The organism is Streptomyces sp. STR69, from assembly GCF_024519455.1.
Taxonomy (GTDB): domain Bacteria; phylum Actinomycetota; class Actinomycetes; order Streptomycetales; family Streptomycetaceae; genus Streptomyces.
This window is the reverse complement of the sequence record NZ_JALJRY010000025.1, coordinates 31,015-51,690: the sequence shown is the minus strand read 5'-3', so window position 1 is coordinate 51,690 and position 20,676 is coordinate 31,015. Positions and strand designations below refer to the sequence as shown.

Sequence of the window (20,676 nt, the reverse complement as noted above, 5' to 3'; positions counted from 1 at the left end):
GTCGGCGGCCTCCCTGGAGGAACGCCCAAACGAACCTGTGATTCATTTGTGGGCAACCTTCGGGACACCTCTGCTGTCGAACCGTGCATGACATCCCACCGCACGGTGCTCGGTGCGGCACTCGCCGCCGTGGTGCTCACCCTGGCACCCGGATCGGCCGCCGTCGCCGCCGATCCGTCTCCGCTCCCGACCCAGGCCTACGCGACGATCAACGCCGAGGCCCAGCTCAACGTGGGGGCAGCAGCCCAGTCGGCCACCGTGAGCTGGAATTTCACGGACGACGGTGCACAGGTCCCGCTGCCCACGAACATCGCGCTCGTCATCGACGCACGCGACCTGGCGGGCGTCGCGAGCGTCACGGTCGACGATCCCCGGTGCACGGCGGACGGGCAGGTCTTCACCTGCGTCAACAAGGACGTCTACCAGCAGGAATCGGTCGACTTCACCCTCCGTGCGGCTACCGGCGCCGCCCTCGGTGCCGACGGCACCCTCAAGTACGCCGTCACCGCCGACCACGCCACCGGGGCCACCGCGCGGACCAAAGTGGTCGTGGGCGTCCCGAACCTGGTCGTCGGCAAGGTCCCGGACATCACCCACGCCGGGCTCGGCTCCCGGATCGACCTCCCGCTCCGGCTCCGCAACACCGGCGACCTGGCCACCGACCGGCGCATCATGCTGCGCTGGGAGTCGGTGGGCGGTCTGGTCTTCGACCGGAAGTTCTCCAACTGCAAGTACGGCGACGGCGACGACCCCGTCGAACCCGGCAGCCAGGCATCCGTCACCTGTATCTTCACGGCCCCGGTGGCCGCGGGCGCCACCGTCGAACTGAGCAGCCCGCTGACCGCCACGGTCGGCGCCCACGTCCTGACCGCCGTGACCGACTACTCGGCCGAGCTGCTGAAGCCCGGCGTGCAGCCCGGCGGCGGCTCCGAACAGGGCACCGGGCCGGAGCTCACCCTGGTGCCCGCGTCCGGCGCGGGCGACGGTTTCGAGAGCGGCGCCACCGGCCGGGTCACCGTCTCGGCCGACAGCTCGGCCGATCTCGCCGCCACGGCGGACGTGAAACCCGGCCGCAGGACCGGCGAATGGACCCTCGGCCTCAACGCCGTGGACCACGGTCCTGCCTCCGTGTACGGCGCGGACAGCAAGGCTGTCGCCCTCGTCGACGTCGTCCTGCCCAAGGGCACGGTCGCGACCGGCAACGCCTTCGAGGAGGGGGAGGACGGCCCCTACGGCGAATGCCTTCTCCGGGTCAGCAGCACCAGAACGGCTCCCTTCGAGGCGGGTCACCGGCACTACGTCTGCCCCGTGCCGCACGGCCTCGCCGCCGGCAAGAGCCAGCAGTTCGCGCTCTGGGTCAGGACCACCGAGGGCTACAACGGCGCCAAGGGCACCGCGACCGTGCTCCCCGGCCCGGCCGGCGTCCCGCTCCACGACCCGGACGCGGCCAACGACAGCGTCACGTTCGCCTTCGACACGTCGACCGCGTCGCCCACGCCGAGCGCCTCCGGAACGGCGACCGCGTCACCCGCGCCGGGAGCATCGGACGGCGCGTCCGCCACGCCGAGCGCGACGGCTCCGGGCGGCGGCACGCTGGCCCACACGGGCACGGGCCCCCTGGCCCTCGCCGCCACCGCGACGGCCGGAGCCGTACTGCTGGGCTCGGCCGCCCTTCTCCTCGCCCGCCGCAGGCAGCGCTCCCACTGAGCCGGGGGCCGGATCAGTACAGGAACCGGTGCAGAGGAGCCGACTCGGTCAGCAGCATGGTGAGCCGGTGGGCGAGGCGCTGCCACGCCTCGTCCTGCCCGTAGGTGAGTCTCACGTCCTCGCCGTCGGCCGCCTCGATCGCCGCGAAGAGGGTGGCCGTGTCGGCGTCTGGCGTGAGGTCCACCAGGGACAACACCCGCGCCAGCGCGCCGACCAGTCCGACGGCGGTCTTCTCGGGCGTCAGGACGGTGCCGCGGACCGCGGCCACGACACCCGAGGGATCGGGCAGGTCCGGCGGTGCCACCAGGAGCCCGGACAGCTCGCGCAGCAGCGCGTACAGCAAGTCCGTGTCGCCGGTGGGGAGTTCGACGATGCGCAGGCCTTCGTGCTCCCAACGGCCGTTCGGCGTCCACACCTTGGGGCCGCGCGCCACCGCCTCGGCGAGTGTCTCCCGCACCCGCCGGAAGACCACGAGCCCGTCCGTGAAGAGCGCGTGCTCTCCGGCTCCCCCGGCGGACTCGGCCAGCGGCGCCAGCAGGTGTTCCTCCACCCGGTCGCACTGCGCGTCGAGATCCGGATCCACGACCACGAGACGCACCGACGTGCGCTGCTCCTGTTGCTCCATACCGACCACTCTGCCAGCCGCCTCGGACAATCGGCCTAGGACCTGTCTCCGCCCAACGCGAGCACCACGGACAGCGTCGGCGTCCGGTCGACCGCGTCGCCGAAGACGTCGACGGCCGTCTCCCACTCCTCCGGCCGCGCCTTCGCGTACGCCCGCCAGTTCCGTACGACGACCAACAGGCCCTGTTCCACGGCCTCTTCGGGCCACACGGTGTGGTCGCCGAGGCTGTCGGCGAGCGCGTCCCAGTTGCGGCCGAACCAGTCGGGGAGCTGGAGCGCGCGAGCCGCACCGTCCATCAGGCCGGCCTTGTCCGTGACCCCGTCGAGGTCGAGCGTGACCGCGAGCTGCGTCATCTCAGTACCGTCCTGAACGACTTGTAGTGATCATCGGTGTAGTAGATCTCGCCGCCCTGCCCGGTGACAATGCGCCGGGCCCCGCGATCGCGCGAGCCCGGCGTCCGGACGGTGTATTCGTGGTAGTAGCCGCGCTTCTGCTCCGGCAGCAGCTTCTCGTAGTTCCCGAAGACGACCCCGTCCTTGGCGTACGGGAAGGGGCCGCCCCGCTCGATGAGGGTGAGGGCCTGCCGTGCCTCGGCGGGGAGTTGGGACGCTTTGACGGTCCCCGTGCCGCCACTCGCGGCCGTGGACGAACACCCGACCGGCAACAGCAGCGCCAGACAGACGAGAAGAACTCGGGAGACGAACCGCAGCAGCATGCGCCCGATGCTGCCACGGTCGTCCCTGTAGGAGTCGCCGTCAGGGCCTGTCAGATCCCGTCGGGGTCCGTCCGGCCGAGCGCCGACTTCGGCGGCGTGCCGGCCGTCATCAGATAGTCCGCGGCGGCGGTGTCCGTCACCAGGCTGGTGACAAGACCGGACCGCAGCACCGCGTCGATCGCCGCCGCCTTCCGCTGCCCGCCCGCGATCGCGACGACCTCGGGGATACGGCGCAGCTGGTCCGCCTTGACGGTGATGCATCGCTCGCCCAGGTCCCGGCCGACCCGGCGGCCCTCGGCGTCGAAGAGGTGCGCGGACGTCTCGGCGGCGACACCGAGGGACGAGTAGTGCGCCCGCTCCTCGTCGCTGAGCATGTCGTACACCGTCGAGATGCCCGGCTCCCAGGAGCCGATGGAGACACAGGCGACCGTGACCTTGTCGAAGTACTCGAAGGCCCGGGCGATCCCCGTCTGATGGCGCAGCGCCTCTGCGGTGGCCGCGTCCGGCAGCAGCATCGGCGCGTAGATGGGGTGAGCGTCGCCGCCCGACACCTGCGCGGCCCGCCGTACCGCCTCGACCGAACCGCGCTCGGCGGTCCCGGCGTCGTACACGCCCGTCAGCTGGACCACCGTGCAGGGCGGCAGCCGGTCGAGGGCCGCCGCCATGTGGATGGTGGACCGGCCCCACGCGAGGCCGAGCACATCGCCCTCGTTGACCAGCTCGCCGAGCAGGTCGGCCGCGACCTCCCCGAGGTTCTCGGGGTCGGGCGACTCCTCGCTGACCTCGGCCGGGGACTCGACCACGACGGCGTGCCTGAGGCCGTAGCGGGCACGCAGCGCGTCCGAGCGCTCCGCGTCCAGTTCGGCCGGTACTCGGATCTCGATACGTACGAGATCCCGTTCGAGAGCGGTCTCCAGGACCCGGGCCACCTTGAAGCGGCTGACGCCGAACTCCTCCGCGATCTGGATCTTGGACTTGCCCTCGAGGTAGAAGCGGCGGGCCATGGCCGCCGCCTGCACCAGCTCTGCGGGTCCCATCCGCATGGCTGACCGGCCCGCCGACATACCCGACACGGCGATCTCCTCACTGCTGTTCACACTCTGGATTCGCCGTTCATCCTTGCAGATCCGGCGCACTTGATCAGCCTTGATGGCCGCCGTTCACATACCTGCCGCTCAGTGGTCGCACGCCCAGGATGCCTTGCTCACGGCCCCTTCGGCCTGTGTGCGCAATGCACGTACCGCCGCGGCCGGGTCGGATGCCCCGTAGACCGCCGAACCGGCGACGAACACATCCGCGCCGGCCTCCGCGCAGCGCTCGATCGTCGAGGCCGAAACTCCTCCGTCGACCTGCAGCCACAGCTCCAGTCCGTGCTTCCTGATCAACTCACGGGTACGGCGGATCTTCGGAAGCATGATGTCGAGGAACGACTGGCCACCGAAGCCCGGCTCCACCGTCATGATCAGCAGCATGTCCAGCTCGGGCAGCAGATCCTCGTACGGCTCGATGGGCGTCGCCGGCTTGAGCGCCATCGAAGCGCGCGCGCCCTTGGCCCGAATCTCGCGGGCGAGCCGCACGGGGGCGGCTGCCGCCTCGACGTGGAAGGTGACGGAGGAGGCACCCGCCTCGACGTACTGGGGGGCCCAGCGATCGGCGTCCTCGATCATCAGATGGCAGTCCAGCGGGGTGTCCGTCGCCCGGGCCAGCGACTCTACGACCGGCACCCCGAGCGTGAGGTTCGGGACGAAGTGGTTGTCCATGACGTCGACGTGGAGCCAGTCGGCGCCCTCGACCGCCTTGGCCTCCTCGGCGAGGCGGGCGAAGTCGGCGGACAGGATGCTGGGGTTGATCTGCACGGCCATGCCCCAAGCCTGCCATGTCCTGCAGGGGTTAGCGGCATCGGTCGGTGGCGGACCCGGCGGGGTGCGCGGTACGGGGCCGCGCCGCCCACTGCGAGAATCCCCCTGAGCGAAGAGGGAGATGGCATGGGACAGCCGTTCGGCTCCTACCAGAACGAGATCTACTTCAACGGGCTCGGCGGCATCGTGCCGTCCTACCCCATGGCTTTCGCGGAACTGGAGGAGCGGGCGAGCGCCGCGCTGCCGCCCTCCGTGTGGTCGTACGTCGCGGGCGGCGCCGGCGACGAACGCACCCAGCGCGCCAACGTGGCCGCCTTCGACCACTGGGGACTGGTCCCGCGGATGTTCGTCGGCGCGGCCCAACGCGACCTGTCCGTCGACCTGTTCGGGCTGAAACTGCCCTCCCCCGTGTTCATGGCACCGGTCGGCGTCATCGGCCTCTGCGCCCAGGACGGGCACGGCGACCTGGCGACCGCACGGGCCGCGGCGCGCACCGGCGTACCGATGGTCGCCTCCACGCTCACCGTCGACCCGCTGGAGGAGGTCGCCGCCGAGTTCGGCGACACTCCAGGCCTCTTCCAGCTGTACACCCCGACCGACCGCGACCTCGCCGCGAGCCTCGTCCACCGCGCGGAACAGGCCGGCTACAAGGGCATCGTGGTCGCCCTGGACGCCTGGATCACCGGCTGGCGCCCCCGTGACCTCTCCACCGGCAACTTCCCCCAGCTGCGCGGCCATTGCCTCGCCAACTACACCAGCGACCCGGTCTTCCGCGCCCGCCTCGCCCACACCCCGGAGGAGGACCCCCAGTCCGCGGTCCTCCTCTGGACCCAGCTGTTCGGCAACCCCCTCACCTGGGACGACCTGGCCTGGCTGCGGTCCCTCACCGACCTCCCGCTGATCGTCAAGGGCATCTGCCACCCCGAGGACGTGCGCCGGGCCAAGGACGGGGGCGTGGACGCCGTGTACTGCTCCAACCACGGTGGCCGCCAGGCCAACGGCGGCCTCCCGGCCCTGGACGCGCTCCCGGCCGTGGTCGAGGCGGCGGACGGCCTCCCGGTCCTGTTCGACTCCGGCGTCCGCAGCGGCGCCGACATCGTCAAGGCGATCGCCCTGGGCGCCACCGCCGTGGGCATCGGCCGCCCGTACGCCTACGGCCTCGCCCTGGGCGGCACGGACGGCATCGTGCACGTGCTGCGGTCGCTGCTCGCGGAAACCGACCTGATCATGGCGGTCGACGGCTACCCGACACTCGCCGACCTCACCCGAGAGGCACTCCAGCACGTCGCCTGACACATGGCACGCGTCAACTGGTCCTGCGGATGGGCGTGTTCAGTCACCGGCGGGTGAGTCGGTGCCGCGGATGAGTGCGTTCGGCAGCGCGCGCGGGAGCCGGTCCTGCAGACGAACGCACCTGTAACCGGCGCGTCAGCCGGTGCTGGGAATGAGCGCGTCCCGTGGTCCGCGCGTCACCCGGTCCGGCGGATCAGCGCCAGATACATCGCGTCAGTCCCATGAACATGCGGCCACAGCTGTACGTCGGGACCCTCGCCCAGTTCCGGAACCCCCGGCAGGAGCTCGCGGGCGTCGATCAGTTCGGTGTGCGGGTACTGCTTGAGCAGGTCGTCGACGACGGCCCGCGTCTCCGCGAGGTGCGGTGAACAGGTCGCGTAGCCGACGACACCGCCGACGCGCACGGATTCCAGCGCGGTGCGCAGCAGCCCGCGCTGCAGGGGCGCGAACCCGTCGAGGTCTTCGGGCCGGCGACGCCAGCGGGCCTCGGGGCGGCGGCGCAGCGCGCCGAGTCCGGTGCAGGGCACGTCCATCAGGACCCGGTCGAAGCTGCCGAGCCGCCACGGCGGCCGGGTCCCGTCGGCCGCGATGACCTGGTACGGCCCGGGGTTCCCCGCGAGCGCCTTCGCCACCAGGCCCGCGCGGTGCGGCTGCTTCTCGGAGGCGAGGAGCGTCGCCCCGCGCTCGGCGGCCACCGCGGCGAGCAGCGCGGCCTTCCCGCCGGGCCCCGCGCATCCGTCGAGCCAGGTCTTGTCCGGCCCGTCGAGCGGCGCGTTGGCCAGCGCGAGGGCGACCAGCTGACTGCCCTCGTCCTGCACCCCCGCCCGGCCTTCCTTCACGGCCGCCACGGCCCCGGGTTCGCCGCCCTCACTGAGCCGCACGGCGTACGGCGACCAGCGTCCCGGCAGCGCGGCCTCCTCGCGCAGCAGCTCGTCGGTGGTGGACCGGCCGGGCCTGGCCACGAGGGTCACCTCGGGCCGCTCGTTGTCGGCCTCCAACAGGTTCTCGATACCGGCGCGTGGGCCGCCCAGCGAGTCCCACAGCGCGGAGACGACCCAGCGCGGGTGCGAGTGCACGATGGCGAGGTTGTCCTCGGGATCCTCGTCGTAGGGCGGCGCGACCCGCTCGACCCACGTGTCGAAGTCGTCCTGCGCGACCTTCCGCAGCACGGCGTTGACGAACTTGGCCCGTCCGTCGCCGAGGACGACCCGGGCGAGTTCGACGGAGGCGGACACGGCGGCGTGGGTCGGGATCCGCGTCCCGAGCAGCTGGTGCACCCCGAGGCTGAGCACGTCCAGCACCGGCGGGTCGACCTCACGGAGCGGCCGGTCGACGCACGAGGCGATGATCGCGTCGTAGGTCCCCTGCCGGCGCAGCGTCCCGTAGACCAGCTCGGTGGCGAGCGCCGCGTCCCGCGTGTCGAAGTCGCCCTTCTCGCGCGCCTTCCGCAGCAGTGGCGGCAGCACGAGGTTGGCGTAGGCGTCCCGTTCGTCCACGGCCCTCAGCGCCTCGAAGGCGAGGATGCGGACGGGGTCCTTCTGCGGCCGGCGGTAGGGCTTGCCGGGCTTACGGGGTCGAGGGGACTGCTCGCTCACGAAAAAGGTGCTCCGGATTTCTGGCTGAGATGTGCGTCCAGCGTACGTCGCACCGGCCCGACCGCGCGCGGGACGTCACGCCCCGGGAGTTCAGAGGGTCCCGACCGACTCCCCCGCGCCGATCCGCGCCCCGCGCGCCCAGTCCGCCGCCCGCATCGGCTTCTTGCCCTGCGCCTGCACCCACAGCAGCTCGACGGCGTACGACCCGGTGCCCACGTACACGTTGTTCTTGCCCACGGAGAGCTCACCGGGCGCGAGGTCGGTCCGCTCCGGCACGGGCACGGCCTGGATGAGCTTCAGCCGCTCGCCCCGGAAGCCGGTCCAGGCACCGGGCGCGGGCGTGCACCCACGCACCACCCGGTCCACCCTCAGCGCGGGGGCCGCCCACTCCACCTGGGCGTCCTCGACGTTGATCTTCGGAGCGAGGGTGATGCCGTCTCCCGGCTGCGGTACGGCCTTGAGGGTGCCGTCCTCGATGCCGTCCATGGTCGCCGCGAGCAGGCCCGAGCCGGCGAACGCGAGCCGGGTCAGCAGGTCGCCGCTGGTGTCGGTGGGGCGGATCTCCTCGGTGACGGTGCCGTAGACGGGCCCGGAGTCGAGTCCTTCCTCGATCAGGAAGGTGGAGGCGCCGGTGATCTCGTCGCCGGACATGATGGAGTGCTGCACGGGGGCGGCGCCGCGCCAGGCGGGGAGCAGCGAGAAGTGCAGGTTGACCCAGCCGTGGGCGGGGATGTCGAGGGCGACGCGGGGCAGCAGGGCGCCGTAGGCGACGACGGGACAGCAGTCGGGCGCGATCTCCCGCAGCCGCTCCAGGAACTCCGGGTCGCGCGGCTTGACGGGCTTCAGCACCTCGATGCCCGCCTCCTCGGCCCGCTCGGCGACGGGGCTCGCCACCAGCCTGCGCCCACGCCCGGCCGGTGCGTCGGGCCGCGTGACGACGGCGGCCACCTCGTGCCGCCCGGAGGCGATCAGGGCGTCCAGTGCGGGAACGGCGACCTCGGGGGTACCGGCGAAGACGAGCTTCATGGGTGGGTTCGGGCCTCTCGGGCGGAGGTGGACGGGCAGCGCACCAGTCTATGGCGCGTCCCGGCACCCGCGCCCGGTGGCTCACATCCGTCAACTCACGGACGCCCGCAGCGCACACCGGTTCACCGGGGGCGTACGCATATGCCCTTACGCCCCCGTTGCGTGACCAGCGGAGCGCACAGGCGTTGGTCAAGAAAGAGTTGACCACTATGGGCCGCATTCACGCGGCCCGATCCTTTTCAACGCCGGTTCGAGAGGCTTGTTCATGGCCGACCACGCAACCCACGACGCCCAGGCTCGGGCCAGCCTGCACTTGCTGGTGCGGGACATCGAGCGGGTCCGCCGGCAGGTGGACGCACTGCGCACGCTCACCGCCCAGCTGGGCAACGTCTACCGTCCGCGCCGCTCCGGCCCGTCCACGGGCTTCGTCGTGTACGGGCGCGCTCCCGCCCCGACGGTCCGTCTCGCGCAGGAGCTGCGGGACAGTGTCGAGACCCTGGTCACGGCCGCCGTGGACTTCGACCGCTCGCTCGGTTTCTCGTGGGACGCGGTGGGCTCGGCCCTCGGGGTCACCAAGCAGGCGGTACACCGCCGCTACGGCGCCCGCCGCGCCGCGACCCAGGCAGCGGCCGACGCCGAACGCACGACGGAGGCGGCGACCGCCCGCCCGGTCACCGTGAACACGGGCCTCCCCACGATGCCCGCCATGCCCACGGTCCCCGCCGCCCGCTCCATGCCGACCCAGCCCACAGCAGGCAGCCCCACCCTCCGCGACGAGGCCAGGCCCACGGCCTTCCCGGGCCCGCGCAACGGCTGACTCCACCAACGAACCTTGTCTGCCTCCCGGACGACAACCGGGAGGCAGCTGCATACCGGTCGACGAACGGCCGGCCGCCGACGGCGGGAACCCCCACGGGAAACCCGAGCCTCTCAACGGACCGTAAACGGGCGGTGCGCGGGTGGGAGAGAACCCGAGGCCGAAGGCCGAGGCCCCTCACCCGATGTCCGGCGGATCGACACGCACCCGCACCACGTCCCCCCCGCCCCGAGCCATCCGAACAGCCTGCGCCCCCTTCAACGCGGCAGCCAACGCCCCCCCACTCCCCGGCCGCACCCGAATCAACGCCCGCTCCCACCGCTCCCCCACCGGCGGCGCCCCCACCCGCCGAGGCCCCCCCGCCATCACGACCGGCACCGGCACCGGCCCCAACACCTCGGCGTCCGGCGGCAGTTCAACAGCGGCGAGAAACTCCGCGACCGCCTCCCCCACTCCAGCCACCGCAGCCATCCGGGACACCGGCGGAAACCCCAGCTCGGCCCGCTCGGCAAGCTCCCGCACCGCATGCCCGACGGGATCCCACCGCACCAGCGCCTGCACAGGCCGCAAGGTGGGTTCGGCCACGACAACCACCGTCCCCCCATCCCCCTGCGGCCGTACCAGCGAACCAGCCGCGATCCACCGCCGCAGCGCGTCCTCCCCCGCCCGCAGATCGGGCCGCCCGAGCATCGCCCAGCCGTCCAGCAGCAGCGCCGCCGCATACCCGCCCTCGGCAACCGGCTCGGCCCCCGGCGTACTCACGACCAGCGCGGGAGTCCCCGGCACGGTGTCGAGCACCTGCTCCCGCCCGGACGTCCGCACCGGCACCGCGGGAAACGCCCGCCCCAACTCCTCCGCGGTCCGCCGCGCTCCCACGACCTGGGCCCGCAACCGGAACCCCCCGCACTCGGGACAGTGCCAGGAGGTCTCCTCGACCCCGCACCACCCGCACCGCAGCACGCCCGCGTCCTGCGCCTCCAAGGGCCCGGCACAGTGCCGGCACCGCGCGGCGGCACGACACTGCGCGCACGCCATCCGCGGCACATACCCCCGCCGGGGCACCTGCACCAGCACGGGCCCGTGCTTCAGCCCCTCCCGCACCGCCTGCCAGGCCAGCGTCGGCAACCGGGCGGCCCGAGCGGCCTCGTCCCGTGCGAGGTCCCCGTCCCCAACGGTCCGTACGAGCGGAGCGGCCACCCGCACCTGGTCGCGCGACGCGACCAACGGCCGCGCCCACCCGCTCTCCACGAGCTGCGCGGCCTCCACAGTGCAGCTCCAACTCCCCAGCAGGAACCCGCACTTGTCCAGCGCGGCGCGCAGCAGCAGCACCTCCCGCGCATGCGGCTGCGGCGCGTGCTGCTCGCTGTGGCTGTCGTCCCCGTCGTCCCAGATCACGACAAGCCCGAGGTCCTGAACCGGCGCGAACATGGCAGCCCGGGTCCCTACGACCGCCCGCACTGACCCCCGCCGCACGGCCAGCCACTGCCGATACCGCTTCTCGGGCCCGGCATCGGCGGTGAGCAGCGCGTGCCGCCCCTCACCCAGCAGAGCCGTCAACGCGGCGTCGACCCGCCCGGCGGCCCGCCCGTCCGGTACGACGACGAGCGCTCCGCGCCCGGAGGCGAGGGTCGCGGCGACGGCCCGCGCGATCTCGTCGCTCCACTCCGGCCCCGGCAAGGCGTTCCACACAGCACGCGGCGCACCCCCCGAGGCCAGCGCCTCCAGAAACCCGGCCCCCCGCTCGTACCGCCCCCAGGACCCTGCCTCGGGCACGGCGGGCGGCGGCAACGGCGCGGGGGACGGCTTCTGCTCGGCCCGTGCGCTGCGCGGCGGCACGGCCAGCTGCAGCACATCGGCGAGACTCCCCGCGTACCGGTCGGCGACGGCCCGCGCGAGCCCGAGCAGTTCCTCGCTCAGCACCGGTTCCGGCGACACGACCTGCGCCAGTGCGGCGAGCGGTCCGGAGTAGTCCGACTCGGCCAGCCGCTCGACGAGGAACCCGTCGATCAGCCCCCCGCCCTCACGCCGCCCGTCCCGCACCCGGTGCCGCCCGGCCCCGAACCGCACCCGCACCCGCACCCCGGGCTGCGCGTCCGCGTCGAGCTCGGCGGGCACGGCATAGTCGAAGTACCGGTCGAGATGCAGCACTCCCTTGTCGACCAGCACCCGCGCGACGGGCAACTCCCCGGCCAGCGCGGCCCCCCGCCACGTCCGCGGCTTCGCCTTGGGCCCCTTCGCCTGCCGCACACTCTCCCGAATCAGCGCAAGCTGCTCGGGCGGCGCACCCTCCGCCCCGCCGTCCCGTTCCCCGTCCGCGCTGCTCACGCCTGCATTCTTACCAAACGCGACTGACAACGGCCGCCGACCGCCGTCCACGCCCGGCCTTCTAGACCTCGGCGAGCAGCCGCACGACGAGGCGCTCCGCGTAGGCCATGTCCTCGTCCGGGTCGCCGTCCCGGAACCGTCCGCCCGCCTCCGAGGCGGCGAACCCGAGCATGAACGTGGACAACAGTCGCTCGGCCCGTGGAATCCGCTCCTCCTGGAGACCGGCGGCACGCAGAGCGTCGTAGACCGCGTTGCGCGGCCCGACGGCCGCCGGGGTCACGGCCGGCCGTTGGAAAAGGAGCAGGAACAGGTCGGGGTGGCGTCGGGCGGTGGCCCTCATGTTGTGGGCGAGCAGGCGCAATTGCTCGCGCCAGTCGAGTCCGGGGCCGGGGATCTCGATCTCCAGCAGCAGTCGCTCCACGAGGCCGTCGAGGAGTCCCTGCTTGTCGCCCACGTGCCGGTAGAGCGTCATCGGGTTCACGTCGAGTTCCTGCGCGACGGCCCGCATGGTGACGGCCGGCAGCCCCTTCCGGGTCGCCAACTCCCATGTCACGTCGAGCACTTGATCACGACTGATCCGCCGTGGCGTCACTTGACATCCTCCCTCGAAGCTACGTATACACAGTATACGTATACGTTGTATATATCGAGTGGATCGAGGGAGTGGCCATGCTGACCGTCAACGGCCTGCGCAAACGGTGGGGTCCCGTCCAAGCCCTGGACGGCTTCGACCTACGGATCGAGCCCGGTGAGATCTGCGGTCTGATCGGCCACAACGGCGCGGGCAAGACGACCTTCGCCCGCATCGTCGCCGGCCTGGAACAGTCCGACGCGGGCTCGGTCCTCGTAGCGGGAGCAGATCTCGCCACGGCTCCACGTTCCGCACGCACCCTGATCGGCCTGGCACCCCAGGAACTGGCCCTCTACCCCACCGCCACCCTGCGTCAGAACCTCCGCCTCTTCGGCGGCCTGGCCGGCCTGCGCCGGACCGAACTGCGCTCCGAACTGGCCGCCGTAGCAGAGGAGTTGGTGCTCACCGACGTACTCGACCGACCGATCGCGACGCTCTCCGGCGGTCAGCAGCGCCGCGCCCAGGCGGCCACCGTCCTGCTGCCCCGCCCCCGCGTGCTGCTCCTCGACGAACCCACCGTCGGTGCCGACCCCACCACCCGCGAAGCGCTGCTACGACTCGTCAGAACCCGCGCCGACGAGGGCGCCGCCATCTGCTACACCACGCACTACCTACCGGAGTTGGAGCAGCTCGGCGCCACGCTCGCCGTCGCCGCGGCCGGCCGCGTGATCGCCCGCGGCGACCGCGCCGACCTCCTGGACGGTCTGCCCGGCGAGGTCACCGTGACGTTCGCCGGCCCCGTACCCGAACACCTCACCCAGACCTCAACGGCCCCCGGAGAACTGCGTTTCAGCACCGTGGACCCGGCCAGGGCCCTGGCCCGGCTCCTCCGGGACCTGGGCCCCGACACCACCCGGATCCGCTCGGCCGCGGTCCGAGAACCCTCCCTCGACGACCTCTACCGAAGCCTGGCCGCCGACCGACTCCCCACGGAGACCCACTATGCGGCCTGAACCCGCCTCGACCACGGCCCGCCGCACCTGGGCCATGACCCGCCACACCCTCGTCCTGCTCGTCCGGGACCCGGGAACCCCGCTCGCCTACACCGTCATGTCTCTGGTACTCCTGAGCGTGCTCCACCCGGTGTACGACCGACTGGCCGCTCCCGGCACAGCGGGAGTCGTGGAGGCCGCTCCCGGCATTGCGGTGATGTTCACCCTGCTCGCCCTGGACGTGGCCGGCCAACTCCTGCTCTCCGAACGCACCTGGCACACCTGGGACCGCCTGCGCTCGGGCCCGGCGACCCCCACGACAATCCTGACCGGCAAGGCCCTGCCCCTGATGGCGCTGTTCCTGATCCAGCAGGCCGCGCTCTTCCTCTTCGCGACCGCGATCTTCGATTTCCCTCTCACCGCCGGCACCTGGCGCCTCCCGCTGCTGGCCCTCCTCTGGGCGGCCTGCGTGACCGCCTGCGGCCTGGCGCTCGGCGTCCACGCCCGCAGCCAGGGCCAGTTGGCCGCCGCCTCCGACATCGGCGCCCTCACGATCACCTGCCTCAGCGGCTGCCTGGTCCCCCTCACCGTCCTCCCCCACTGGGTCTCCACGGTGGCCCCCGCAACCCCGGGCTACTGGGCCCTGCACGGCTTCCAGGCAGCCGTCACCAGCGACTCCCGGGCGTACGAACACGCGGCAGCGGTCATCGCGGCCATCACCGCGGCGGCCCTGCTGGTGTCCGCCCGCCGGATCCGCCGCTGACCCCGTCGGGAAACGCGGAGGGCCCGGCTCCCCCAAAGGGAAACCGGGCCCCGCAACAGCAATCGCGGGCTACAGCCCCGCGGCCTTCCGCAGTGCGTCCACGCGGTCCGTGCGCTCCCAGGTGAAGTCGGGGATCTCACGGCCGAAGTGGCCGTACGCGGCGGTCTGGGCGTAGATCGGGCGGAGCAGGTCGAGGTCGCGGATGATGGCGGCCGGGCGGAGGTCGAAGACCTCGTCGATCGCCTTCTCGATCCGGTCGGTCTCGACCTTGGCGGTGCCGAAGGTCTCGACGAACAGGCCCACCGGCTCGGCCTTGCCGATCGCGTACGCCACCTGCACCTCGCAGCGCGAGGCGAGGCCCGCGGCCACGACGTTCTTCGCGACCCAGCGCATCGCGTAGGCGGCGGAGCGGTCGACCTTGGACGGGTCCTTGCCGGAGAACGCGCCGCCGCCGTGGCGGGCCATGCCGCCGTAGGTGTCAATGATGATCTTGCGGCCGGTCAGGCCGGCGTCGCCCATCGGGCCGCCGATCTCGAAGCGGCCGGTGGGGTTCACGAGCAGGCGGTAGCCGTCGGTGTCGAGCTTGATGCCCTCGTCCAGGAGCGCCTTCAGCTCGGCCTCGACCACGAACTCGCGGATGTCGGGGGCGAGCAGCGACTCCAGGTCGATGTCCGAGGCGTGCTGCGAGGAGACGACGACCGTGTCGAGGCGGACGGCCTTGTCGCCGTCGTACTCGATGGTGACCTGGGTCTTGCCGTCGGGGCGCAGGTACGGGATGGTCCCGTTCTTGCGGACCTCGGAGAGGCGCTTGGCGAGGCGGTGCGCCAGGAAGATCGGGAGCGGCATCAGCGTCGGCGTCTCGTCCGTCGCGTAGCCGAACATCAGGCCCTGGTCGCCCGCGCCCTGCTTGTCGAGCTCGTCCCCTTCGTCACCTGCGGCGGCACCCTCGACCCGCTTCTCGTACGCCGTGTCGACACCCTGCGCGATGTCCGGGGACTGTGCGCCGATGGACACCGAGACACCGCAGGAGGCGCCGTCGAAGCCCTTCTTGGAGGAGTCGTAGCCGATCTCCAGGATCTTGTCGCGGACGAGCTGCGCGATGGGCGCGTAGGTCTTGGTGGTGACCTCACCGGCCACGTGCACCAGGCCGGTCGTGATCAGCGTCTCGACGGCGACCCGAGAGGTCGGGTCCTCCCGCAGAAGCGCATCGAGAATGGTGTCGCTGATCTGGTCAGCGATCTTGTCGGGGTGACCTTCGGTCACGGACTCCGAGGTGAAAAGACGACGGGACACAACGCTCCCTGAGGTTGCAGCGGCTGCTGGCTGATCATTGGCGGACGGGACGGGAGCTGCGCCCGACGTCGTCCGAGAACAGTTTATCGGTCGCGGTCGACAGACGGTCCCCCTGTCTCGTCTCTGAGGAAGTGCTGTGACCTGCGGCACGCGCATTTTGCCGAATGCCGAGTGCCGTTGGCCAGAGCCGCCACGCGCGAATGTCAGGTTTCGGCGAACTGTCAGATGGCTGAAACAAATCAGAAGAGACGGTGTGCGACCAGGTCCCACACGGTCTCGGCCAGGGCTTCCTTCGGGCCGTGAGGCACTGCGGTCTCGCTGCCGTCGGCACCCAGCACGACCGCCTCGTTCTCCTCGGAACCGAAGGTCTTGCGCTCCCCCACCTCGTTCACCACCAGCAAATCGCATCCCTTGCGTGCCAGCTTGGTACGTCCGTTGGCGAGGACGTCGTCCGTCTCGGCGGCGAACCCGACGACCACCTGTCCGGGGCGGGCCCGGTCGGCGGAGATCTCCGCGAGGATGTCCGGATTCCGCACCAGGACGACGGGCTCGGGGTCCTTGTCGTCCTTCTTCTTGATCTTCCCCGTCGCGTATTCGGCCGGCCGGAAGTCGGCGACCGCCGCGGCCATGACGACCGCGTCCGCGTCCGCGGCGGCCTTCAGCACCGCCTCCCGCAGCTGTACGGCGGTCCCGACCTGGACGACGTCGACGCCCGCAGGGTCCGGCAGTCCCGTGTTCGCCGCGAGCAGGGTGACCCGGGCGCCCCGGGCGGCGGCGGTGCGCGCGAGGGCGTAGCCCTGCTTGCCGGAGGAGCGGTTGCCGAGGAAGCGGACGGGGTCGAGGGGCTCGCGGGTGCCGCCGGCGCTGACGACGACGTGTCGGCCCTTGAGGTCGGGTTCGGTGACGCCCCTCGCGAGCACCCGGCGGCAGACCTCGAAGATCTCGGCGGGGTCGGGCAGCCGGCCCTTGCCGGTGTCGACGCCGGTGAGCCGGCCGACCGCCGGTTCGATCACCACGGCGCCACGGCGGCGCAGTGTCGCCACGTTCTCCTGGGTGGCCGGGTGTTCCCACATCTCCGTGTGCATCGCGGGTGCGAAGACGACCGGACAGCGGGCGGTGAGCAGGGTGTTGGTGAGGAGGTCGTCGGCCAGGCCGTGGGCCGCCTTCGCCAGCATGTCCGCCGTGGCGGGGGCTACGACCACCAGGTCGGCGCTCTGCCCGATGCGCACGTGCGGTACCTCGTGGACGTCGTCCCACACCTCGGTGGAGACGGGGTGCCCGGAGAGCGCGGACCACGTGGCGGCGCCGACGAAGTGCAGGGCGGACGCGGTGGGGACGACACGGACGTCATGCCCCGACTCCGTCAGTCTGCGCAGCAGTTCGCACGCCTTGTACGCGGCGATACCACCGCTGACCCCCAGAACGACCTTCGGCTTGTCCACGTCTCTCCCCGAGTTCGGAACCGTGCGACCCGTACGACTCCATGACACACCACAGGCCCGGCAGTCGCGCTGCCGGGCCTGTGGATAAAGCTGCTGCGATCTACAGATAGGACTATCTGCTCACGCCGTGTGCGACTCAGGTCGCGGGGCCCTCGACGGCCTCGGAGGTCAGCAGACCCGCGTTGATCTCGCGCAGGGCGATGGAGAGCGGCTTCTCGTGGACGTGCGTGTCGACGAGCGGACCGACGTACTCAAGCAGGCCCTCACCGAGCTGCGAGTAGTACGCGTTGATCTGACGGGCACGCTTGGCGGCGTAGATCACGAGGCTGTACTTCGAATCGGTGGCCTCAAGAAGCTCGTCGATCGGAGGGTTGATGATGCCCTCGGGAGCGGTGATGGAAGAGGACACGCTCTGCCTTCCGAAAGATGGGATGAGATCGGAAAAACGATCACACAACTTCCATCAAGGCTAGCAGCTCGCGCGCTACGTCCTCGACGGAGGTGTTGACCAGGGTCGCGTCGAACTCGGGTTCCGCCGCCAGTTCGACCTTCGCCGCGTCCAGGCGGCGCTCGATCACCTCGGGCGGCTCGGTGCCCCGTCCGGTGAGTCTGCGCACCAGTTCCTCCCAGGAGGGGGGAGCCAGGAACACCGAGTGGGCCTCGGACATGGAATCGCGGACCTGCCGGGCGCCCTGGAGGTCGATCTCCAGCAGCACCGGGACACCGGACTCCAGGTGCTCCAGCACGGCCGTACGCGGTGTGCCGTAGCGGTTGCCGGCGAACTCCGCCCACTCCAGCAGCTCGCCGTTGGCGATCAGCTTGTCCATCTCATCGTCGCTGACGAAGAAGTAGTGGACCCCGTGCTTCTCACCGGGGCGGGGCTTGCGGGTCGTCGCCGACACGGAGAGCCAGACCTCGGGGTGTTCCTTGCGCATATGGGCGACGACCGTGCTCTTACCGACCCCTGAGGGACCGGAGAGCACGGTCAGCCGCGGACGTTCACTCATGCAGCGATTATTCCAGCAATCCCGGGGTGCCCGGGACTCACGAGCCGGTGCTGCCGAACTCACGCTCCAGGGACGCGATCTGGTTGGAGCCGAGGCCACGTACTCGGCGGCTCTCGGAGATGCCGAGTCGCTCCATGATCTGCTTGGCGCGGACCTTGCCCACGCCAGGCAGGGACTCAAGCAGCGCGGAGACCTTCATCTTGCCGATGACGTCGTTCTCCTGGCCCTGCTTGATGACGTCATGCAGGGAGGCGCCGGAGTGCTTGAGTCGATTCTTGACCTCGGCCCGCTCCCGGCGAGCCGCGGCGGCCTTTTCGAGCGCGGCTGCGCGCTGTTCAGGGGTAAGGGGCGGAAGAGCCACGCCTACGTCACCTCGGATGTCGAACTGTCGGATACGGACCGGTGAGGAACCTAGTCGCCCCACACCTGGGGAGCTACGAGCAACACGCTTGCCCGTTGACTCTGCTCGGAGACTAGCGGCCAAGGGCGCCAGAGTCAGCGAGAACAGAGGAAAAGTCCTGGTCAGCCTGCGCCAGGCCGGACATTTCCGACATAACGCCCCGGATTTGAGGATGTATTCAGACTCAAGTGGCTCCGGAGCCACCCGTCGAGCCACTCATCGGAGGACTCGATCGACCTGTTCGAACACCTCAGACGGTCGCAAAGGCGACGCGGATCTCCTCCGCGAAGCGATCCGAGGCCGCTTGAAGCGCTCCGACATCGGGACCGTGACGTAGAACACCCCGGCTCACGTTCGGGACGACATTGCGCAGCACCGTCCCGAAAACCCCGGGAAGGTCGGCCGGAGTGGCCCCCTGCGCCCCGATGCCGGGCGCGAGAATCGGACCGTTGACCGCGAGGTCGTACGACGACAGGTCGCCCAGGGTGGCGCCGACGACGGCCCCGAAGGAACCCAGGGGCTCCTCCCCCGCGTTCTCGGCGGCCAGGTGGGCCAGCATGGTCGCTCCGACGTTCCGCCCGTCCGCGCGGACCGCGTGCTGCACCTCGCCGCCCTCCGGGTTGGAGGTCAGCGCGAGCACGAAGAGCCCGGCGCCGCTCTCACGGGCCAGCTCGACCGCCGGGGCGAGCGATCCGTAGCCGAGATACGGCGAGACGGTCAGCGCGTCGGAGAACAGCGGGGAGTCCTTCCGGAGGAAGGACTCGGCGTAGGCGGCCATGGTCGAGCCGATGTCGCCGCGCTTGGCGTCCATCACGACCAGCGCGCCGGCCGCCCGCGCCTCCTCGACGGACTTCTCCAGGACGGCGATCCCGCGCGAGCCGAAGCGTTCGAAGAAGGCGCTCTGCGGCTTGAGGACGGCGACCCGGTCGGCGAGCGCCTCGACGACCGTGCGGCTGAACCGCTCCAACCCTGCGATGTCGTCGTTCAGGCCCCACTCGGTGAGCAGCGAGGCGTGCGGGTCGATGCCGACGCAGAGCGGGCCGCGCTCGTCCATGGCTCGCCTCAGCCGTGCGCCGAAGGGTTCGAGAGGGCTCATACCGGCTTCCTTACGTCGGCGCCGACCGCGTCGGCCAGGGTGGCGTACGGGCTCGTGCGCAGACGTGCGGCGAGGCCCTTGTGGATGGCACGGCCCCAGAAGGGCCCTTCGTAGACGAAGGCGCTGTAGCCCTGCACGAGCGTGGCACCGGCGAGGATCCGCTGCCAGGCGTCCTCGGCGTTCTCGATGCCGCCGACGCCCACGAGCGTGATGCGGTCGCCCACGCGCGCGTAGAGGCGGCGCAGCACCTCCAGGGAGCGGGCCTTCAGCGGAGCCCCGGAGAGTCCGCCGGTCTCCTTGACCACTGAAGGTTCGGATTTCAGACCGAGGCCCTCGCGCGCGATGGTGGTGTTCGTGGCGATGATCCCGTCCAGGCCGAGTTCCACGGCGAGGTCGGCGACGGCGTCGACGTCCTCGTCCGCGAGGTCCGGGGCGATCTTCACCAGCAGCGGGACACGGCGGTCGGTCACCGCGCGGTCGGCCGCCGCACGGACGGCGCTCAGCAGCGGGCGCAGCGCCTCGGTCGCCTGGAGGTTGCGCAGCCCGGGCGTGTTGGGCGACGACACGTTGACCACGAGATAGTCGGCGTGCCGGGCGAGTCGCTCGGTCGACTTCACGTAGTCGCCGACGGCCTCCTCCTCGGGTACGACCTTGGTCTTGCCGATGTTGACGCCCACGACGGTCCGGAAGACCGCCTCACGAGCCGCCAGACGGGCCGCCACGGCCGCGGAGCCCTCGTTGTTGAAGCCCATGCGGTTGATCAGCGCGCGGTCCGGCACAAGGCGGAACAGCCGCTTCTTGGGGTTGCCGGGCTGCGGCTCCCCCGTGACCGTGCCGATCTCGACGTGGTCGAAGCCGAGCATCGACATGCCGTCGATCGCGACCGCGTTCTTGTCGAAGCCGGCCGCGAGCCCGAAGGGGCCGTGCATCCGCAGCCCGAAGGCCTCCGTCCGCAGCTCCTCGAACCGGGGCGCGAGGGCGGCGGCGACGAACGTCCGCAGTACGGGGATGCGGACGGCGAGCCGGATCCAGCGGAAGGCGAGGTGATGGGCCTGCTCCGGGTCCATCCGTTTGAAGACGAGATTGAAGAAGATCTTGTACATGGTGTCCTCATGGAGAGGGGGACACCGTTTCCGGTGTCCCCCTCTCC

21 protein-coding genes are annotated in these 20,676 nt (G+C 71.3%); 5 read left to right on the top strand and 16 right to left on the bottom strand.

Annotation, left to right across the window (positions count from 1 at the left end):
• The first annotated feature begins 87 nt into the window (after positions 1–87).
• Positions 88–1,707, top strand: a complete 1,620-nt coding sequence (locus OC490_RS36400) for a hypothetical protein (RefSeq protein ID WP_262062321.1) — start codon at positions 88–90, stop codon at positions 1,705–1,707.
• 13 nt (positions 1,708–1,720) lie between these two features.
• On the opposite strand, the gene OC490_RS36395 is transcribed toward OC490_RS36400, so the two are convergent.
• The 5 genes from OC490_RS36395 to rpe form a co-directional block, all read right to left on the bottom strand.
• On the bottom strand, positions 1,721–2,332 hold the full coding sequence (locus OC490_RS36395; RefSeq protein WP_262062320.1) for a hypothetical protein: 612 nt from the start codon (positions 2,330–2,332) through the stop codon (positions 1,721–1,723).
• A 35-nt stretch (positions 2,333–2,367) separates the two neighbouring features.
• Positions 2,368–2,685, bottom strand: coding sequence for a barstar family protein (locus OC490_RS36390; protein ID WP_262062319.1), 318 nt, complete (start codon positions 2,683–2,685; stop codon positions 2,368–2,370).
• Complete coding sequence (locus OC490_RS36385) at positions 2,682–3,047, bottom strand: ribonuclease domain-containing protein (RefSeq protein WP_262062318.1); 366 nt, start codon at positions 3,045–3,047, stop codon at positions 2,682–2,684. The genes OC490_RS36390 and OC490_RS36385 overlap by 4 nt, the downstream gene beginning before the upstream one ends.
• A gap of 50 nt (positions 3,048–3,097) precedes the next feature.
• Positions 3,098–4,144 (bottom strand): sugar-binding transcriptional regulator, encoded by a 1,047-nt coding sequence (locus OC490_RS36380; protein WP_262062317.1) that lies wholly within the window; start codon positions 4,142–4,144, stop codon positions 3,098–3,100.
• 78 nt (positions 4,145–4,222) lie between these two features.
• Entirely contained in the window at positions 4,223–4,909 is a 687-nt protein-coding gene (gene rpe / locus OC490_RS36375; protein WP_262062316.1) for a ribulose-phosphate 3-epimerase, read from the bottom strand.
• 123 nt (positions 4,910–5,032) lie between these two features.
• Between rpe and OC490_RS36370 the strand changes: the two genes are divergently transcribed.
• Positions 5,033–6,199, top strand: coding sequence for an alpha-hydroxy-acid oxidizing protein (locus OC490_RS36370; RefSeq protein WP_262062315.1), 1,167 nt, complete (start codon positions 5,033–5,035; stop codon positions 6,197–6,199).
• A 176-nt stretch (positions 6,200–6,375) separates the two neighbouring features.
• Here the strand turns inward: OC490_RS36370 and OC490_RS36365 are convergent, their stop codons facing one another.
• The gene (locus OC490_RS36365) at positions 6,376–7,794 is read right to left on the bottom strand and encodes an RsmB/NOP family class I SAM-dependent RNA methyltransferase (RefSeq protein ID WP_262062314.1); all 1,419 of its coding nucleotides are present in this window, start codon (positions 7,792–7,794) and stop codon (positions 6,376–6,378) included.
• Between the two features lie 90 nt (positions 7,795–7,884).
• Entirely contained in the window at positions 7,885–8,820 is a 936-nt protein-coding gene (gene fmt / locus OC490_RS36360) for a methionyl-tRNA formyltransferase (protein WP_262062313.1), read from the bottom strand.
• A gap of 265 nt (positions 8,821–9,085) precedes the next feature.
• Here fmt and OC490_RS36355 point away from each other — a divergent pair, with 265 nt between their 5' ends.
• Entirely contained in the window at positions 9,086–9,637 is a 552-nt protein-coding gene (locus OC490_RS36355) for a hypothetical protein (protein WP_262062312.1), read from the top strand.
• 177 nt (positions 9,638–9,814) lie between these two features.
• Here the strand turns inward: OC490_RS36355 and OC490_RS36350 are convergent, their stop codons facing one another.
• A complete protein-coding gene (locus tag OC490_RS36350) occupies positions 9,815–11,962 on the bottom strand; it encodes a primosomal protein N' (protein WP_262062311.1) in 2,148 nt (715 codons plus the stop codon).
• A gap of 61 nt (positions 11,963–12,023) precedes the next feature.
• The gene (locus tag OC490_RS36345; protein WP_262062310.1) at positions 12,024–12,554 is read right to left on the bottom strand and encodes a TetR/AcrR family transcriptional regulator; all 531 of its coding nucleotides are present in this window, start codon (positions 12,552–12,554) and stop codon (positions 12,024–12,026) included.
• A 77-nt stretch (positions 12,555–12,631) separates the two neighbouring features.
• On the opposite strand from OC490_RS36345, the gene OC490_RS36340 reads away from it, so the two are divergent.
• Both OC490_RS36340 and OC490_RS36335 read left to right on the top strand, forming a co-directional pair.
• A complete protein-coding gene (locus OC490_RS36340; protein WP_262062309.1) occupies positions 12,632–13,546 on the top strand; it encodes an ABC transporter ATP-binding protein in 915 nt (304 codons plus the stop codon).
• Complete coding sequence (locus tag OC490_RS36335) at positions 13,536–14,288, top strand: ABC transporter permease (RefSeq protein WP_262062308.1); 753 nt, start codon at positions 13,536–13,538, stop codon at positions 14,286–14,288. Before OC490_RS36340 ends, OC490_RS36335 begins: the two co-directional genes overlap by 11 nt.
• Before the next feature lie 69 nt (positions 14,289–14,357).
• Here the strand turns inward: OC490_RS36335 and metK are convergent, their stop codons facing one another.
• From metK to OC490_RS36300, 7 genes are all read right to left on the bottom strand, one after another.
• Positions 14,358–15,581: a methionine adenosyltransferase gene (gene metK, locus OC490_RS36330; protein WP_262062307.1), complete on the bottom strand. Its 1,224-nt coding sequence runs from the start codon at positions 15,579–15,581 to the stop codon at positions 14,358–14,360.
• Between the two features lie 239 nt (positions 15,582–15,820).
• Positions 15,821–17,023, bottom strand: a complete 1,203-nt coding sequence (gene coaBC / locus OC490_RS36325; RefSeq protein WP_262062306.1) for a bifunctional phosphopantothenoylcysteine decarboxylase/phosphopantothenate--cysteine ligase CoaBC — start codon at positions 17,021–17,023, stop codon at positions 15,821–15,823.
• Between the two features lie 136 nt (positions 17,024–17,159).
• Positions 17,160–17,432 carry a DNA-directed RNA polymerase subunit omega gene (gene rpoZ, locus OC490_RS36320; protein ID WP_019059732.1) on the bottom strand — a complete coding sequence of 91 codons (273 nt, stop codon included), beginning with the start codon at positions 17,430–17,432 and terminating at the stop codon, positions 17,160–17,162.
• 40 nt (positions 17,433–17,472) lie between these two features.
• Positions 17,473–18,030: a guanylate kinase gene (gene gmk / locus OC490_RS36315; RefSeq protein WP_262062305.1), complete on the bottom strand. Its 558-nt coding sequence runs from the start codon at positions 18,028–18,030 to the stop codon at positions 17,473–17,475.
• Between the two features lie 37 nt (positions 18,031–18,067).
• Positions 18,068–18,391, bottom strand: a complete 324-nt coding sequence (locus tag OC490_RS36310) for an integration host factor (protein ID WP_019059734.1) — start codon at positions 18,389–18,391, stop codon at positions 18,068–18,070.
• A 289-nt stretch (positions 18,392–18,680) separates the two neighbouring features.
• A complete protein-coding gene (pyrF, locus tag OC490_RS36305; protein WP_262062304.1) occupies positions 18,681–19,526 on the bottom strand; it encodes an orotidine-5'-phosphate decarboxylase in 846 nt (281 codons plus the stop codon).
• The gene (locus tag OC490_RS36300) at positions 19,523–20,629 is read right to left on the bottom strand and encodes a quinone-dependent dihydroorotate dehydrogenase (protein ID WP_262062303.1); all 1,107 of its coding nucleotides are present in this window, start codon (positions 20,627–20,629) and stop codon (positions 19,523–19,525) included. Before OC490_RS36300 ends, pyrF begins: the two co-directional genes overlap by 4 nt.
• Between the last annotated feature and the right edge of the window lie 47 nt (positions 20,630–20,676).

Coding starts and splice junctions, on each gene's coding strand:
- OC490_RS36400 (WP_262062321.1), top strand. CDS start 88: ATGACATCCCACCGCACGGTGCTCGGTGCGGCACTCGCCGCCGTGGTG.
- OC490_RS36395 (WP_262062320.1), bottom strand. CDS start 2,332: ATGGAGCAACAGGAGCAGCGCACGTCGGTGCGTCTCGTGGTCGTGGAT.
- OC490_RS36390 (WP_262062319.1), bottom strand. CDS start 2,685: ATGACGCAGCTCGCGGTCACGCTCGACCTCGACGGGGTCACGGACAAG.
- OC490_RS36385 (WP_262062318.1), bottom strand. CDS start 3,047: ATGCTGCTGCGGTTCGTCTCCCGAGTTCTTCTCGTCTGTCTGGCGCTG.
- rpe (WP_262062316.1), bottom strand. CDS start 4,909: ATGGCCGTGCAGATCAACCCCAGCATCCTGTCCGCCGACTTCGCCCGC.
- OC490_RS36370 (WP_262062315.1), top strand. CDS start 5,033: ATGGGACAGCCGTTCGGCTCCTACCAGAACGAGATCTACTTCAACGGG.
- fmt (WP_262062313.1), bottom strand. CDS start 8,820: ATGAAGCTCGTCTTCGCCGGTACCCCCGAGGTCGCCGTTCCCGCACTG.
- OC490_RS36355 (WP_262062312.1), top strand. CDS start 9,086: ATGGCCGACCACGCAACCCACGACGCCCAGGCTCGGGCCAGCCTGCAC.
- OC490_RS36340 (WP_262062309.1), top strand. CDS start 12,632: ATGCTGACCGTCAACGGCCTGCGCAAACGGTGGGGTCCCGTCCAAGCC.
- OC490_RS36335 (WP_262062308.1), top strand. CDS start 13,536: ATGCGGCCTGAACCCGCCTCGACCACGGCCCGCCGCACCTGGGCCATG.
- gmk (WP_262062305.1), bottom strand. CDS start 18,030: ATGAGTGAACGTCCGCGGCTGACCGTGCTCTCCGGTCCCTCAGGGGTC.
- pyrF (WP_262062304.1), bottom strand. CDS start 19,526: ATGAGCCCTCTCGAACCCTTCGGCGCACGGCTGAGGCGAGCCATGGAC.
- OC490_RS36300 (WP_262062303.1), bottom strand. CDS start 20,629: ATGTACAAGATCTTCTTCAATCTCGTCTTCAAACGGATGGACCCGGAG.